Annotated in this window: 13 protein-coding genes and 1 pseudogene; 8 read left to right on the top strand and 6 right to left on the bottom strand. The window is 57.4% G+C overall.

Annotation, left to right across the window (positions count from 1 at the left end; genetic code table 11):
- Positions 1–3: 3 nt before the first annotated feature.
- The gene (locus WA411_RS11840; RefSeq protein WP_209396857.1) at positions 4–1011 is read right to left on the bottom strand and encodes a hypothetical protein; all 1008 of its coding nucleotides are present in this window, start codon (positions 1009–1011) and stop codon (positions 4–6) included.
- A 291-nt stretch (positions 1012–1302) separates the two neighbouring features.
- On the opposite strand from WA411_RS11840, the gene WA411_RS11845 reads away from it, so the two are divergent.
- Both WA411_RS11845 and WA411_RS11850 read left to right on the top strand, forming a co-directional pair.
- Positions 1303–2952 (top strand): autotransporter assembly complex protein TamA, encoded by a 1650-nt coding sequence (locus WA411_RS11845; RefSeq protein WP_291906713.1) that lies wholly within the window; start codon positions 1303–1305, stop codon positions 2950–2952.
- Positions 2949–6710, top strand: coding sequence for a translocation/assembly module TamB domain-containing protein (locus WA411_RS11850; protein WP_291906715.1), 3762 nt, complete (start codon positions 2949–2951; stop codon positions 6708–6710). Before WA411_RS11845 ends, WA411_RS11850 begins: the two co-directional genes overlap by 4 nt.
- Before the next feature lie 2 nt (positions 6711–6712).
- Here the strand turns inward: WA411_RS11850 and WA411_RS11855 are convergent, their stop codons facing one another.
- Genes WA411_RS11855 through WA411_RS11865 form a run of 3 tightly spaced genes read right to left on the bottom strand, consistent with a single transcriptional unit; the run spans position 6713 to position 9177 of the window.
- Positions 6713–7417 (bottom strand): SIMPL domain-containing protein, encoded by a 705-nt coding sequence (locus WA411_RS11855; RefSeq protein ID WP_291906717.1) that lies wholly within the window; start codon positions 7415–7417, stop codon positions 6713–6715.
- A gap of 31 nt (positions 7418–7448) precedes the next feature.
- On the bottom strand, positions 7449–8183 hold the full coding sequence (locus WA411_RS11860) for a gamma-glutamyl-gamma-aminobutyrate hydrolase family protein (RefSeq protein ID WP_069183169.1): 735 nt from the start codon (positions 8181–8183) through the stop codon (positions 7449–7451).
- Complete coding sequence (locus WA411_RS11865; protein ID WP_291906720.1) at positions 8176–9177, bottom strand: amidoligase family protein; 1002 nt, start codon at positions 9175–9177, stop codon at positions 8176–8178. The genes WA411_RS11860 and WA411_RS11865 overlap by 8 nt, the downstream gene beginning before the upstream one ends.
- 239 nt (positions 9178–9416) lie before the next feature.
- Here WA411_RS11865 and lexA point away from each other — a divergent pair, with 239 nt between their 5' ends.
- Together lexA and WA411_RS11875 are read left to right on the top strand one after the other, a co-directional pair.
- A complete protein-coding gene (gene lexA, locus WA411_RS11870; protein ID WP_174805002.1) occupies positions 9417–10028 on the top strand; it encodes a transcriptional repressor LexA in 612 nt (203 codons plus the stop codon).
- A gap of 42 nt (positions 10029–10070) precedes the next feature.
- On the top strand, positions 10071–10562 hold the full coding sequence (locus WA411_RS11875; RefSeq protein ID WP_069183172.1) for a cell division inhibitor SulA: 492 nt from the start codon (positions 10071–10073) through the stop codon (positions 10560–10562).
- Positions 10563–10566: 4 nt separating this feature from the next.
- Here WA411_RS11875 and WA411_RS11880 read toward each other — a convergent pair whose 3' ends face one another.
- Positions 10567–10827 (bottom strand): hypothetical protein, encoded by a 261-nt coding sequence (locus WA411_RS11880; RefSeq protein ID WP_008177453.1) that lies wholly within the window; start codon positions 10825–10827, stop codon positions 10567–10569.
- A gap of 51 nt (positions 10828–10878) precedes the next feature.
- Positions 10879–11391, bottom strand: coding sequence for a DUF6586 family protein (locus tag WA411_RS11885; RefSeq protein WP_291906727.1), 513 nt, complete (start codon positions 11389–11391; stop codon positions 10879–10881).
- A gap of 224 nt (positions 11392–11615) precedes the next feature.
- Between WA411_RS11885 and WA411_RS11890 the strand changes: the two genes are divergently transcribed.
- From WA411_RS11890 to WA411_RS11905, 4 genes and pseudogenes are all read left to right on the top strand, one after another.
- Entirely contained in the window at positions 11616–12974 is a 1359-nt protein-coding gene (locus WA411_RS11890; RefSeq protein WP_291906729.1) for a DUF1329 domain-containing protein, read from the top strand.
- Between the two features lie 17 nt (positions 12975–12991).
- Positions 12992–13321 (top strand): SOS cell division inhibitor, encoded by a 330-nt coding sequence (locus WA411_RS11895; protein WP_153633624.1) that lies wholly within the window; start codon positions 12992–12994, stop codon positions 13319–13321.
- Positions 13322–13391: 70 nt separating this feature from the next.
- A pseudogene (locus tag WA411_RS11900) lies at positions 13392–14775 on the top strand (sigma-54 dependent transcriptional regulator).
- Between the two features lie 230 nt (positions 14776–15005).
- Positions 15006–16244: a sensor histidine kinase gene (locus WA411_RS11905; protein ID WP_291906733.1), complete on the top strand. Its 1239-nt coding sequence runs from the start codon at positions 15006–15008 to the stop codon at positions 16242–16244.
- Positions 16245–16247: the final 3 nt, after the last annotated feature.

Here is a 16247-nt window from a genome sequence, read left to right on the forward strand (position 1 = left end):
TCGTCAAGGCAGCTCGGACCGCCAGTGTTTCACTTTAACCTGCCCCTTGATCGCATCGATGATCTCAATAATCAGATTGATCAATGCTTCGTTCTGGGTTTCGTCGGCTCTCACTTCGCCGGGTGTCGGCAGGAACACGTTCACGATGTCTTCAATAAAGGCGTGATTGGAGGCCGAGGCCAGGTCTTCCATAATCTGGTGGATAACGTTGGCAACGATGTCTCCCACGGCCTCTTCCAGGGTCTCCTGAATGGTGGGGCCGACCACCGGCAGGTATTTCAGCCGCGACAGTTCAAGATTCTGCTTGAGCGCGTTATCGACCCGGTCCTCCAAATAGCTGCGCAGCGCTCCGCGGTTGGGTACATAGCCCTCCTGAGCTGCCTCAGCAACGCGCTTGGAAATCCAGTCTGAAAGCATGTCCCTCCGGGGGTAGAGAATGTCCTCCTGGATCTTGTCGAATAGCGGTGAGCCGCGTCTGACCTCCTGCTGCACGCCGCTCAGAACCTTGAGCACGATGCGGTCCGAGAGCTCTTCCATGAAGGCTTCATAATAAAAATTTACGAACCGGTAGATCTTGGTGCTGGTGATATCAATGATCTTGTACTGGTGCAGGCGGTAGATGATCGAGATCACCCGCAGAATACGCAGGAAACGCAGGCTTCCTACGGGAATACAGCCCACCAGGTCATACCAGTGGATGAACGGGTAGAAGTACCACCGGTCATACACCTTGGCCTTTATGGCATAACCCCAGCGAACAAAGAACTCGGTCAGGAAGATGCTGACAAAGATCAGATCGTAAAAGATGAAGCGTTCATGAATGGGGTGGTAGGCGGACTGAATAGCGGGGGCGTGTTCTTTCAGGAGATTCTGAACCGCGACAAAGTTGTAGATCGAGTCCCAAATAATGAAGGCTAGGTTGATGATCAGCAGCCCCAGCATCAGGAAATCAATGATGAACCAGATAAGCTGGTGACTGGATTTCAGGTTTTCTCGATTTATTTTCAGCATTCGCCTGGGTCCGGTCTGTTGCTAAGTATCTGACAGGTTAGCTTATTTCGAAGCCACAAACGACTTGCCCTCGCGCCGCCTGACGCGTGCCTGAGGGTCAACCATGGATTAACTTGACCGTCTGCCATTAAACTCCCACGCTTTAACGTAAATCCTTCTTGTTACCACCAACACTGAAATAGCCGGATGCTATCAATCTACCAAGTCGTGAATTCGGGCCGGGTCCGGCTTCTGATCCTCCTGCTCTGCTGGCAGCCCTCGTGGGTTTGTGCGCAACAGGTGGTTGTTAACATGGAAGGAGACTATCCGGAGCTGAAATCGAATGTTGAGGCTTTTATCGGCGAAGTCGAAGGTCGGAGCACCGGAAACCTGAGACGGTATGCCCCCACAGCTGTCAATCAGGCCCGCGAAGCGTTGCGAGCGTTGGGCTATTACGGGCCCGTGATCGATTGGCGGATTGAAGGGGGCGACTCGGACACAACGGCGACGCTAACGCTGTCCATTACCCCGGGTGAGCCGGTAACAGTCAGGTCCCGAACGGTTGAAATGAGAGGTGCAGCTGCGTCTGATCCCAGACTGACCTCTGATCTGCCGGTGCATCCCGCCGAAGGCGATATTCTGGACCATGGTGAATACGCCAACCTCAGAAACACGATTCAGAATCGTGCCCGCCGGCGGGGCTATTTCGACGGAAAGTTTGTTACCCGTACTCTGGAAGTGGACCCGACGAAGCGCATAGCTGATATTACGCTGATCTATGAGAGCGGCGAGCGTTATAGACTTGGGGAAGTTACCTTTGAGGAGGGGCACTGGTTCGAGATTGACCTTTTGAAGAATTTCGTCACCTTCGAACCGGGAACGCCGTATCATGCCGACGAAATTGCGCGGCTGAACAAGGACCTTCTGAACAGCGGTTACTTTAGCAATGTCGACATCAATATCTCACCGCAAGCCGCTGAAAACGGAGTTATCCCCGTAAGCGTTGGGCTGTCTCGGCGCGAGGCACGATCAGTTGCCGCAGGTGTAGGGTTTTCGACTGATGTTGGTCCCAGGTTCCGGGGGACCTGGCGTGAGCACTGGATCAATCCCATGGGGCACAAGCGGGGTGCGGAAACGGAGCTTTCGGTGCCACGTCAGAATCTGAGTACCTGGTACGAACTGCCTCTGGACCCACCCATGACGGATCTGATCCGTCTGACGGCCGGATATCAGCGGGAAGATATCGAGAATGTTGAATCGGAACTTCTGACCCTCGGCCAGCAGTGGCAGCATCAACTTGATAATGGCTGGCTCCAGGTGCTCTCACTACGTTGGGAAGGCGAACGGTTCAATATCGGCAACGACGAGAAGGGCACGAGCACGCTTCTGCTCCCAGGCGCAGGCTACTCCAAGATTCACGCGGATTCGCCCCTGGACCCTTCCCGCGGCTATCGTTTGCAGTTTGATGTTACCGGCTCGCATCGGGCTGTGCTCTCGGATGTGGATATCCTGCACGTGAATGCGCTGGTTAAGGGCTTGTTTACCTTAGCTGGTAAGCACCGATTTGTCGGCCGGTTTCAGGCAGGAGCCGTTGCCACAAACCGGTTCTCGGATGTGCCGCCGTCCCTCCGTTTTTTTGCCGGTGGCGATCAAAGCGTCCGGGGCTATGGTTATGAAACACTCTCGCCTGAAAACGAAAATGGTGTGCCGGTGGGCGGCCGTTTTTTGATGGTGGGTAGCGGTGAGTATCAGTACCAGTTTGCCGACCAATGGCGGGCTGCGGTGTTCGTCGATCATGGCAATGCCATCAATGATCTGAATGATCCTCTGGCAACCGGCGTTGGCATTGGCGTTCGCTGGATCAGCCCGGTGGGCCCGTTGCGGTTCGACGTTGCCAAAGGGCTGGATCGCGAATTTGGCGGGGAGTGGCGGATTCACTTTTCCATGGGGCCCGAGCTTTGACGCAGACACCGGACAGACACGAAGACAACCAACAGGACCAGCCGGCCCGCTCACACCGGCTTCGCTTCTGGCTGATTGTATGTCTCGGGGTGTTGATCCTCGCTCCCATCTTGTTGCTGACAGCGGTTCTGCTGGCCTTGCGTTCCGAGACCGGGACCGCGTGGGTCATTGAACAGGTCCCGGGGCTGCAGGTCGAAAACGACCGTGGCTCATTGTTTGGCCAGTGGCAGGCTGATCGTCTGCAATGGCGAGGTTATGGGGTAGAGGTTATTGTTGAATCGCCTTTCGTGGACTGGTCGCCCTCCTGCCTCTTCAGGAAACAGCTTTGTGTTGACGGTCTGAAAGCAGAGACGCTTGCGGTTACCCAGTTGCCCCCGGCGGATAAATCGGGGGATGGAGGCGCAATAACGCTGCCTGGGCTCGACTTGCCTCTGGCGCTGAATGTCAGCGGCGTCCGGATGGGCCCTTTCACCTTCAATGGCAACAGGGTCTGGGACCGGCTTGAGCTGGACGCGGGCGGATCGGGTGCTGACTGGACCATCGAGCGCGCCTGGTATCGGTTGGGTGATTACACGGTTTCTGCCAACGGCCGGATAGAAACCCGACGGGACTGGCCCGTCAATCTTGAGGTCAGGGCAGAGGTTCCACCTCCCTACGGTGACCAGTGGACGCTGGATGCAACATTCTCTGGCAGCGTGCGGGATCTGATGGTGGCAGCCACGAGTCGCGGCTATCTGAATGCCAAACTCTCGGGGCAGGTCGCGCCGCTCGATCCCAGCCTGCCAGCAAGACTCAGGATAACCTCGGACCAGTTCCGGGCAGCTGAGGCGCTGCCGGAGACCCTGGTGCTCAACGACTGGTCTGTGGAGGCCCGTGGCAGTCTGCAGAAAGGTTTCCGTGCACAGGGGCGAGCACGACTGCCCGGTACAACCGGGCCGGTGCAGCTGGCGCTTGAGGGCCTCGTGACTACAAAGGCGGCACAGGGCATCCGTATTGAACTGGCCACGGATAGCTCGAATGGCAGTGAACGGAATACGGTGGTGGCCAACGGACGTGTGGCCTGGAGTGAGGTCCTGGAGGCCAGTGCCGATGTCCGCTTGCGCGGGTTTCCCTGGTACACCCTGGTCCCCGGCCTTGATGCGCCGGCAGTTACGCTCCAATCGCTGGATGGCACGGTGTCCTGGCGAGAGGGAAGCTACCATGCGGAGCTTGAAGCGGGCGTTGACGGCCCTCAGGGCCGTGCTGATCTGTCTACCACGGTGGATGGTGACAACGAGCAAACCAAGCTGACCGATTTGAGAATCAGCACCGGCGCCGGGTCGCTGACCGGAAACGGATCGGTCAACTTTGCCGGCCCGCTGTCCTGGCAGGCAGCCCTGGCCCTGCAGAATTTCAATCCGGGTTACTGGGTGCCGGTTCTCGAAGCCAGCCTGAGTGGCGATGTTACTACCGAAGGGCAGCTCGGGGACGGTCCCATTCCTGCCATGAACGCTACCTGGAACCTCGAGGGTGACTGGCGTTCCAATCCTGCATCCCTCGAAGGGCGCCTTGATACCTCATCCGGTAGCTGGGAGTTGTCTGGGCTGAGTCTGGCGATCGGTGCCAACCGGGTAGAAGGAAGTGGTACCTGGGGCGAGCTGTTGCGGGGCGATCTGGCCATGAGCCTGCCTGAGCCCGAGATCGTACTCCCCGGCCTGACCGGCAATCTGGAAGCGACCCTGATGGCTGAAGGAACGCCGGAGCGTCCGGTGGGAGAGTTGAGAGCGGGCGGCCAAAACCTTGCCTGGCGCGACCAGCTGACCATTGAAACCCTGAGCCTTGAGGCCGACCTGGACGACGGGCTGAGGCTCACAAGCCAGTTGCAAGCGGAGAATATAGGTGGGGGCGGTCAGGAGCTTGAAACGCTCACGCTCCAGGCGAATGGCACTCAGGGGCAGCACACCGTGAGCCTGAGGGCTGAGCATTCCGAAGCCGACCTGGAGCTGGCTTTCGAGGGTGGTGCTGGTTCCGAATGGAAAACCTGGCAGGGGCAGCTATCAACCGGGGTGATAAATGTTCCGGAACAGTCGCAGCGATGGCAGTTGGAGTCACCAGCGACCCTCGCCTATGGTGCCAACGGTGAACTGACCTTTGGCAGCCATTGTTGGCGTTGGCAACAAAGCACCGTTTGCGCCGACGATCAGACATTGCTTCCGGTTCCCGATATCGCCTACCGAATCAGCCGGTTCCCAACGCTCGCTTTGGCGCCCTTGTTTCCGGAAACCGTGCGCTGGAATGCGCGGTTAAATGGCGAGATCGATTTTACCACCACGGCGGAAGGGCCGGATGGTCGCGTGTATCTTGATGCCGGTGATGGCGAATTCCAGCTGTTGGTCGATGGTGAGTGGGAAGACCTCGACTATGATGCCTTTACCACCGAGGTCACCCTCAAACCTCGACAGGCCGATGTCGCCGTTCGTCTCGCTGGCCCCCAATTGGGCAGGTTTGAGCTGGACATGGGGCTGGACCCGAACTCCGTAAATCGCAACGTCGAGGGTTCGTTCAATTTGGAAGGGCTTGATATCGCCCTTGCAGGATTGCTGTCCGGGCTTGATGAGGTGGCGGGGAAAGTGAATGGCCAGGGTCAGCTTTCGGGCCCGTTGATGAAGCCGGCTGTGACCGGCGAATTGCATCTGGTGGATGGACGGGTTTCAGATCCCCGGTTGCCGCTGCCCATTGAGGAGATGACTGCCACTATTGAATTCTCGGGCTATTCGGCACAGATCAGCGGCAGGATCCAGAGCAATGCCCGGAGTCAGACCATCCTGGATGGCGAGGTCGACTGGCAACAGGCGCCGCGGGGGAAAATCACGATTTCCGGGGAGCGCGTACCGTTCAGTGTGGAGCCCTATGCCCAGGTTGAGGTGGAGCCGGACCTGACCCTGGTTTTCCGTGAAGGCACCCTGGAAATCACCGGACAGGTTGCAGTCCCAAGAGGGGACATCGAGATAAAGGGGCTACCTGAGCAGGCCGTGTCGGTTTCTGAAGACGAAGTCATCGTAGGTGTTGAGAAGGAGGAACCCGTAGTTCGCTCACTGAACATGGATGTGAATGTCCTGGTGGGTGAGGATCAGGTGACGTTTTCGGCCTTCGGCGTGACAGGCGATCTCGAAGGGTCCCTCAGGATCACCAACGATATGGATACCCGGGGAACACTCCAGCTGGTTAATGGCCAGTATGAGGCCTACGGTCAGGAACTCGAACTCAGGCGTGCCAGGCTCCTGTTCGTTGGCAATCTTGCTCAGCCCTATCTGGATATTGAAGCCGTGCGGCGGGTTGATACCGTGGTTGCCGGTATCCGTCTGACGGGGCCGGTGCAGTCTCCGGAGACCGAGGTGTTTTCTAATCCTGATATGCCACAGACTGACGCACTGTCGTACGTAATCCTTGGTAGAGCTCCTCGAAGCCAGGGCGATGAGGGTCAGATGACCCGGGCGGCGCTTTCTTTGGGTCTGACTCAGGCCAACAAGGTGACTGGCCAGATTGGCGAGGAATTCGGCATTCGTCAGCTCACCCTCGAAGCAGAGGGCTCCGGAGAGCAGACGTCCGTGGTGGCGAGCGGCTATCTGACGGACGAGCTGAGCGTCCGGTACGGCGTTGGCATTTTCGAGCCAATCTCCACCGTCGCACTTCGTTACGATCTGGGCCGGTTCTTCTACCTGGAGGCGGCCAGTGGTCTGGCGGCCTCCCTGGATATTTTCTACACGCGGGATTTCTAAACTCAATCGAGTTCGAAGGTCGCGCTCACCGAAGCGCGGATTTCCCGCTCCCCCACGCTTGCGACTGTATCCGACATGGATTTGGCCTCGGCCATCATCATCGGAACCGGGCGGTGCCCGCCATTGATGTTGATGGTGACAACATCGCCGCAGGTCTGGTCGAGCTCATTGGCCACGAATTGGCACCGGGCCTTCGCGTCTGCGATTGCCCTGGCAAGTGCTTCCTGCTCCATCCCGGTCTCATCCGAGTGGAAGAACTGGTGTGGGCCCAGATGGTAATCCAGGCCCAAAGACTGGGCTTGCTGGAGGAGGGGGTTGAGCAGGTTAAGGTCGCTGATGCTGAAACTGATGGTTTGTGAAGCCACGGCCTGTTTACGAGGCTCCTCTTCCCGCTCCGGAGCAGGCAAGGTTCGGGTGTACAGGTTCACGGTGGCGTCTGAATAGTCGTTGAGTTGGTCACGGTATTTACCAATCCCCTCCCGCCATTGCTCCATCAGCGCAGCTACACGTTCAGTAGCCTTCTGCGGCAATTCGTGCTCGGCACTGGCAGTAAACTGAAGCCTGGCGCTGTCCGGCTCGTATCGGACACTGCCTTCACCGGTGAGCGTCACCTCGCCCGCCATCGCCAGGGTTGGCACTGTGAGAGCCAGGGCAATAAGGAAACGGGATTTCAGGTTAAAACGGAGCTTGGGGTTCCTTCCGTTCATGACATTGCCTCCTTTGGCAACCGTTGATGGATCAGGCTTCGCCGGAATCCGGTTCCAGGCGCGCCAGTTTGAATCGGCGGGCGGCATCCACGAACTGGCCAAAAATGCGCCGGTGCCCACCGTGGTAAAGCAGATATTCAGGATGCCACTGGATGCCCGTCAGCCACTGACCTTGCGTGCTTTCAATGGCCTGTACAAAAAGATCATTATCCACGGCGGTTACACGCAGATTTTGGCCCAGGCGTTTGATCGCCTGGCTGTGAATGCGGTTGGCGCCGATCACAGGCGAGCGCATGGCTTGTTCAAGCCGGCTTTGCGTTACCAGTCGCACCGTTTGCAGGGGCAACAGCAGAGGCCGATGCCGGGTGTTGACCCTCAGCGGGGTCACGTTCTGGCACAACGATCCGCCATGAAAAACGTTAATGAATTGCGCGCCGCGGCAAATCCCCAACACGGGAATGCCAATGGCCTCGGCCTGCTCCAGCAGCGACTGATCGGTCGCATCCCGTTTGCGATCATAGTTTGCGGTAACCTGGGGTTCCTGGCCATATCGCTCAGGATGGACATGGGTGCCGCCGGAGAGCACCAGGCCATCAAGCATTGCTACGGCCACCCGCGACCCGGGACGAATGTAGTGGGTACGAGCGCCGTGAAGACGCAATCCAAGGCTGATCAGGCGATGGGCCAGGCTTTTGCGAGCAGGACCACTGATGCCAATGGTCAGGCCGGGAACCTCAAGTTCCTGTTCGGGAAACGGCTCAGACATACCCGTTCTTGGCCAACCAGTCGTCGGTGGTTTCCTGCCAGCTGTGGGTCAGGTTATGCAGGTTGAGCTTCCGCCGTTCCCGGAACAGTCGCCGCATGTCCGCCAGGTCGTCCGGGTTGTTGGCCAATTGCTCCAGTACCACCCAATCGTTCCACACGGTAGAAAAATGCCAATCCGGATTATCGATGTCGCAATCCGGCAGCCGGTAGTGCAGGGTTGGCCGGCTTTTGATCCGCGGATCGTGAACATGGCGCTCAAGACGCTCACTGTCCAGGTGAGCAAACAGCGGCAGCAGGTCAAGCGCCCGGTTCCTGGTCGGGTTGAACTCCAGGTAGTCCTCCATCAGCTCACCCAGGTTGGGCCGGTAGTTGTCTTCCATCAAAAGCTCGGTATAGCGCCCATGCCAGGGTTCGATATAGGTGGTGAATTTGCGGCTGACATCCAGTTGATGCCGGTCCTTGAGCCAGTCGTAAAGCGCCGCGAAGGCCTGGAAGTATCGAACCATTGTTTCCGGGCTGAGATCGGGCAGTTCCGGGTTCAACTGGAGGCCGAAGGCAAAATAGATGGCATCCCGGCTGCCCAGAGCGCCTGCTTTCCTGAGGTCTTCAACGAGAGATTCGATAGTCTCCAGGCTGGAGAAAGGCAGGGGTGGGCTGATGATTTCCAGGGGCACAACCCGTTCTGCGGCAGCATCAATCACATCCATCGCCTGGCCGCCCAGTTCCCGGATCGACTGAGGCAGGCGTTCATCGGCCAGATCAAGGTCCTTGATCGGGTCGGAATCCAGTTCCACCGTGAATTCGCCGAGTGCGGTCTCCAGCTTGGTCACGTAGCGTGACTGGAGCACCGGCGTCCCTTCAAGAAGGCTTGCTGCCAGGGTGACCAGTTCATCGTAGCCCAGACCAGACAATTCGATCTCGACACCCACGCGGCGTTCCCGGCCTTCGTTTGTCTCTAGGATATCAGGCATCCTGCAACTACTGGCTTGCGTCATGCTACTTCCTGACTTGCGAGGGCTTGAACACTAACCATATCACACCGCTGCTGATCTTCATGGTTAACCCAATGCAAGAAAATCACGGGCCTGACTTTACACTGGATAAAACACTGTATATAGTCAGTTTACTGTATAAAAAAACAGGGCGCCTGAAGCAGGCTATCCGGAGCAGGCTATCCGGAGCAGGCATTCCCGGACTGCGGATACTGGCACCGACCCCGATACAACGGAGTAGCTTGATGAAACTCACAGCAAGGCAGTCACAGGTACTGGATATCATACGCCGCTACGTCGATGAGACCGGCTATCCGCCAACTCGTGCTGAAATCGCAGCTGAACTGGGTTTTCGTTCGGCCAATGCTGCAGAGGAGCATCTTCGTGCGCTGGCTCGGAAGGGGGCCATTGAGATGGTGCCAGGGGCCAGCCGCGGTATCCGGCTGCCAGAGGCAGAGGAGGATCTTGGGCTGCCGGTGATCGGGCAGGTTGCCGCTGGTAGTCCGATCCTGGCCCAGGAGCACGTTGAGGATCACTGCACGCTCCAGCCCGAGTTCTTCTCGCCCTCGGCAGATTATCTACTGCGGGTCCGGGGCATGAGTATGAAAGATATCGGCATTCTTGATGGCGATTTGCTGGCAGTGCACAGCACCCAGGATGTTCACAACGGCCAGGTGGTCGTTGCCCGGGTCGGCGATGAGGTTACGGTAAAGCGTTTCCGCAAGGAAGGCTCGAAAGTCTACCTGATTGCCGAGAACGAAGAATTCGCACCCATTGAAGTAGACCTTACCGAGCAGGAATTGTTCATCGAAGGCCTGGGTGTGGGTGTTATCCGACGCTCTGATCTGCACTGATCAGTACGGATAACCTCTGATAGATTGGAAAACGGGTGAATTATGGAACAAATGAGCTTTAATCAGAATCTGGCTTACAATCCCAATGCTCTGTCCTGTTCAGTGCCGGCAACCGCCGCCCGCGAGCGACGCTCTGTCATTCGTGCCCGACGTTCTCCGGAATCCAACGAGACCAAGGTCTCTGGCAATGTGACGGAAATCATCTTGCCGGAAGGCCAGGTGGAAAACTTTCAGTTGCTGTTGCCCATGCTGACGCAGCTGAACCAGGAAAAGCGCTGGCTGGCCTGGATTGATCCGCCTCAGGCATTGGTCAGCAAGTGGCAGAAAATGCATGGGATCGTGGCTGGTGAGTTGTTAGTGCTTCGTTCAACGTCGGATTATTCCGCGCAGGAACTGGCCGAGCGAGCCCTCAGTGCAGGCACCTGCCATGCTGTGGTCATGTGGACCCGTAAACTGGGCCGCGCTGCCTTTGAGTCCCTGCAAAAAGCCTCTGCCGAAGGCAACAGCCATGGGGTCGTTCTCAGGCAGCGTTAATGACTCAGTGGAGAGTGTAGGAGGGCTGGGCGTCTGAAGCGTCCAGTTCGTCGTCTTCCCAGTCGATATCGTGGGCAACATTTCCGACCGCCTCGATACCTGCGGCGATCATTGCTTTAGCAACAGACATATCACGGTCTTCCATCATTTCCCGGGCTTCCTCCGAGAATGAGATCTTCACCAGTGGCGCACTGTCATCGTCAATGCGGCGCAGGGCGTAATCGCCGTTGGTCAGTTGCACAATTTCAAAAAACGATGGTGACATTCAGTAAACCTTCAAGTTAATCAGATCAGTGTAACCGGCAATTGGAGTGGTTCACCACTCGCTGTGCTGGTCTTCCAGATCGTCGGCAAAGTGTTTGACGGCATTCAGTGTTTTCAGCAAGGCCGCCGCGGAGCGATCCGGGCCGGTGTCGGCGGCTACCGCAATAATGTTCTCCGCGCTCACGGTTTTTTTGGTTGCTGGCGGTCGGCTCTGAGAGCGTTCCAGTTGTTCCAGATGGTTCCACCAGCTGCCTGAGCGCTGTTCCAGGTCTCTGAGCCGACCTATTTCATTCGGTTCCGGTCCGATCAGCGAGGCCAGTTCATCCAGGGTGGCAGGCTCTTCTGATTTTCTCTGGTACAACCTGGCAATCATCACCAGCAATAATTTCCGCGATCTGAGAAGTAACTCGATCGCCCCCTGGATCGCGGCTTCCCGGCGCAAAGCCTGTTCGGCCTCGTTAGGGGGGTGGCCTTCGCTCTCGACTGTTGGTCGATCCAGTTGCCCCAGCAGAGTGCGGGCGAGAAAGAGTTTTTGCGAAACCTGCGAGTGCCATTGCGAGGCCATGGAATACCTTCAATCCCCCAGCGCGGGTGCAACCCCGGAAAATTAATACGACAGCATACCATTTTCGGCGGCAAATTTCTTCAACTGTCTGCCAGGGGAGGTTTCACAATTAAATACAAACATTCACTTGAAACGACCGTTTGAATTTGGCAAAAAGGCGCCCGGCTGTGCGAGTTCTGATCGTTGCGGCTGCCCAACAGCATGAACTTCTGGAGGTGTAAGGGATGCGAAGCCACATCGTTGCAGGTGTCGCCCTGGTTTTTCTCGGTTTTTCCGGACAGGCTCTGTCCAAAGTCACGACCGCCGAAGCGCAGCGGTTGGGTGATGATCTCACTCCAGTTGGAGCCGAACGGGCCGGCAACAGGTCAGGCAGCATACCCGAGTGGACCGGTGGTCTTGCAACGCCCCCGGACGGCTGGCGCGAGGGGCAGGTTGAGATTGATCCCTTTCCTGAAGACGAGGCGCTCTTCGTCATAACCGCCGATAATGTCCATCTATACCGCGACAAGCTTTCTGATGGCCATATTGCCATGCTGGAAAAGTACGGGCCGGACTTTTTCATGCCGGTCTATCAGACTCGCCGAACGGCAGCGTTTCCCGAGCACGTTTACGACAAGTTTCGTGAAAATGCCCTGACAGCTCAGTTGCTGGACAACGGTAACGGTGTTCGTGACACCATTATGACCAGCCCATTCCCGATCCCCAAAGACGGTCTGGAGGTCATCTGGAACCACATTCTTCGCTACCGCGGCGAAGAGATTTCCCTGCGTAGTGCGTCCGCAACGCCCCAAAGGGACGGTTCGTACAATCCGGTGGTAAACGATTACGACTATTTCTTTGCCTATAGTCAGAAAGGGGCGGAACTGGCGGAAATCGATAACAAGATTTTCTACCTGAAGACTGACACCATTGCACCCTCTTCGCTGGCCGGCACCATCACACTGGTCCACGAAACCCTGGATCAGGTGCGCTCGCCGAGGCTGGCCTGGCGGTATGATTCCGGCTCGCGCCGGCTTCGCAGGTCCCCAAACCTGGCCTATGAGACGGACTTGCCGAACTCATCGTCACTGCGTTCGGTTGACCAGAAAGATATGTACAACGGCGCACCCAATCAGTACGACTGGGAATTGAAAGGCAAGCGGGAGCTGTTCGTACCCTACAATGCCTACAAGCTACACGGGCCGCAGGTGGAGGCCGATGATGTGATTCGTCCGGGCCACATCAATCAGGCACTGACCCGCTATGAGCTGCACCGGGTCTGGGTGGTTGAGTCGAAACGCAGGACCGGGATCAGTCACATCTACGATCGCCGCGTGTTCTACGTGGACGAAGACAGCTGGCAGATTCTGGCATCCGAGGAGTACGATGCGGAAGGGAACCTGTGGCGAGTGTCGGAGGCCCATAATATCAGCTATTACAGTGAGCCCGTATTCTGGACTACCATGGAGATGACCTACGACCTGAAAGCGGAGCGTTACTACATTGATGGGCTGGATGATGGCTTCCCGGCGTACGATTTCAGCCCGGGGTTCCGGGGTAATGAATTTACTGCTTCCGCTGCCCGTAGAGCCGCTCGCCGTTGATCACCAAGGAGGCCGATATGGCAGACCCGCAAGCGCACCTTGATCATCTCGACCAGTTGATGGCCAGGCTTGGTCGCGCTTTGGCAGATAAAGACTGGGAAGCGATGGCCAGTCTCAACGAGAAGGTGAAGCCGGCAGTCGAGCCGCTGATGGCTGCCCTGGAAGCGGGTGAGATCGAGGCGGAGCCGGTGCGGCTCCGCTTGCAGGAATTGCAGCAGTTTATTGACGCCGCGGACGAATCCGCGCGTATTGCCCGCAAGGAAGCGGAGGACGGCCTCAAAGGTGTTAACCGTAATCGCAGCGCAGCGAAGGCCTATCAGAACGTTTCTTCAAATCGACCGAAATAGCGTCATAAAATTGACTCTGCCGCCCTTACAGTCTTAAATACCGCACAAATCCCCCAAGAGATTCGGTTGAATGTCTAAAAATAACAAAGTGCTGGTGCTGAGCGAGGATGATTCAAGACTGCGGGACATGGTCACCATTCTTGAGTTCATCGGCGAGGAACAGATCCTTGCAGGCGATGAAGCCAGGGCACTTTTGAGTAGTGGCGACGAGGAAAGCCTTTCGGACATCGCGGTCGCGGTGGTAAATGGCGAAGATGCCGGAGTCACGGAGACCATCACCACAGTCTGCAATGCGGTTAAGGGCGTTCCGTTACTGCTGGTTGGACACCCCGAACTCTCAGGCCTTTCCGAAGATGCCGGCGCTCGCATTATTGCCCGCATGGAGTGGCCGCTTAATTACACGAAGTTTGTTGATTCGCTCTACCGCGCCCAGGTCTTCCGCGATCAGTTCAGTCGATCCCGGGAGCGAGGCCAACAGCGCGGTCTTCAACTCTTCCGTAGCCTCGTGGGAACCAGTCGCAAGGTCCAGCAGGTCCGTCAGTTGATGGAACAGGTAGCCGATAAGGACGTCAGCGTTCTGATCACCGGCGAATCCGGTACTGGCAAGGAAGTGGTTGCCCGAAACCTGCACTATCACTCTTCCCGACGGGATAAGCCGTTTGTGCCTGTAAATTGTGGCGCCATCCCCGCCGAACTGCTGGAAAGCGAACTTTTTGGCCATGAGAAAGGCGCCTTTACCGGTGCTATCACAGCCCGGGTAGGGCGCTTCGAAATGGCTGAGGGCGGTACCCTGTTTCTGGATGAAATAGGCGACATGCCTCTCAATATGCAGGTAAAGATTCTTCGGGTTCTGCAGGAGCGTACCTTCGAACGGGTGGGTAGTAACCGGACCCAATCGGCCGATGTCCGTGTGATTGCTGCAACCCACAAGCATCTGGAAGACATGATCGAGTCCGGGGATTTCCGGGAAGATCTCTATTACCGCCTGAATGTATTTCCCATTGAGATGCCTGCTTTGCGTGATCGGGTGGAAGACATTCCCTTGCTGATCAACGAGCTTATTTCCCGGATGGAAAAAGAGAAGCGCGGCTCGCTGAGGATGAATTCGGCCGCAATCATGAGTCTTTGCCGCCACGACTGGCCTGGCAACGTGCGTGAACTGGCCAATCTCGTCGAACGCCTCTCGATCATGCACCCGTCCGGTCGAGGACACCGGCATGCCTTCCGGTATTCCGGGACTGGTCGGGCTGGATGCCCCTGCGTTGCTGCCGGTGAACGGCATCGATCTGAAGGATTACCTCTCGAACCTCGAGAAGCAGTTGATCCAGCAGGCGCTCGACGAGGCTGGCGGTGTCGTGGCCAGGGCTGCCGAAAAGCTGCGTATTCGTCGAACCACACTGGTAGAGAAGGTGCGTAAGTACGGGCTGAGAGAAGAGGAATCCGAGGATTCGTGAACTGGATAGTTCGCATTTTCGAGTTTTTGAGACGGTGTCAAAGGTTCGTAACCTGAGGCGCCGTTTCTGTTTTTGACCGACGTAAAATTGTCATTCGCCTCTTTCTGGATTCTCTTTCCTGCTGATATATAAAGGAAAAATTAAGTTGGCACGGTGCTGGCTTAGTGACCTGTAAACGAAGTATCCGAATCAGGAGGTCCGATCCGACGGACCGATCGGGGAGTCAGGTTATGAGTCAGGCACAGTTTGTTCTTCAGTCCGGCGCAGGCAGCGCGAAAGCCAACGCGGCGGCGGATGTAAACGACAAGGTTACGGCCCTGTTCCCGCAGCAGGACGACGCGGCGGTGGATTCCGCCCTCGAGCTGTTCAACCGTATGTCGCGACAGATTACCGACTCCTACCGAACCCTTGAGTCCCGGGTGAACCAGCTTTCCGGCGAGTTGAACCAGGAATCGCTCCAGCGTCAGCAGGAGTTGGAGGAGAAAGAGCGATTGGCAGACCGTCTGTCGACCTTGTTGAACGCACTGCCTGCGGGCGTGGTGGTGCTGGACAGCCAGGGCGTGGTGACGCAGACCAATCCCGCCGCCATTGCGCTTCTCGGGGAACCCCTGGACGGCACCCGGTGGGTGGATGTCATCCATCGCTGTTTTGCCCCCCGGCGGGACGATGGCCACGAAGTCTCCCTGAAAGATGGTCGCAGGGTCAGCATTGAGATCCGGACCATGGAAAACCAGCCCGGCCAGCTGATCCTTCTGACCGACCTCACTGAAACCCGACATCTCCAGGCGCAGCTGGCACACGCCCAGCGGCTGTCTGCCATGGGCAAGATGGTGGCATCCCTTGCACACCAGATCCGTACGCCTTTGTCTGCGGCAATTCTCTATGGTGGCCACCTGAGCCAGGACGACCTCGATGAAGAAATGCGTCAACGCTGCGCTTCGCGTCTGATGTCTCGACTGACTCACCTGGAGCAGCAGGTGCGGGATATGCTCATATTCGCCCGGGGCGAAACCCGGCTGGCAGAGGAGCTGTCTGCCGGCAAGCTGGTCTCGGCTCTGGCGTCCGCAATGGAGGGGCTGAAGCCGGCTCCCGGCGCAGAGGTGACTCTCGAGAACGAAATTTCCGGCGACTGCCGTCTCATGTGTAACCGGGACGCCCTTGTCGGCGCCTGCACCAATCTTGTGAATAACAGTCTTGAGGCCGGAGCGACCCAGGTTGCAGTTCGGGTAACCGAGGAGAACAGCGAGCTGGTTATTCGCGTTGTGGACAACGGACCGGGGTTCGAGCACTCGGACGCGGCCCGGTTAACCGAAGCCTTTTACACAACCAAGTCCCATGGTACGGGGCTCGGCCTTGCGGTGGTGCAAGCCGTCATCAAGGCGCATCAGGGGCGGTTTTCCATTGAATCGCCAGAGCAGGGCGGCGCCATCGCTACCTTGCGCCTGCCGCAATTACGTAACAGAAACTGATCG

Origin of the sequence: Marinobacter sp. CH_CUG1437-1, assembly GCF_037029655.1 — a bacterium.
Taxonomy (GTDB): Bacteria; Pseudomonadota; Gammaproteobacteria; order Pseudomonadales; family Oleiphilaceae; genus Marinobacter; species Marinobacter salsuginis.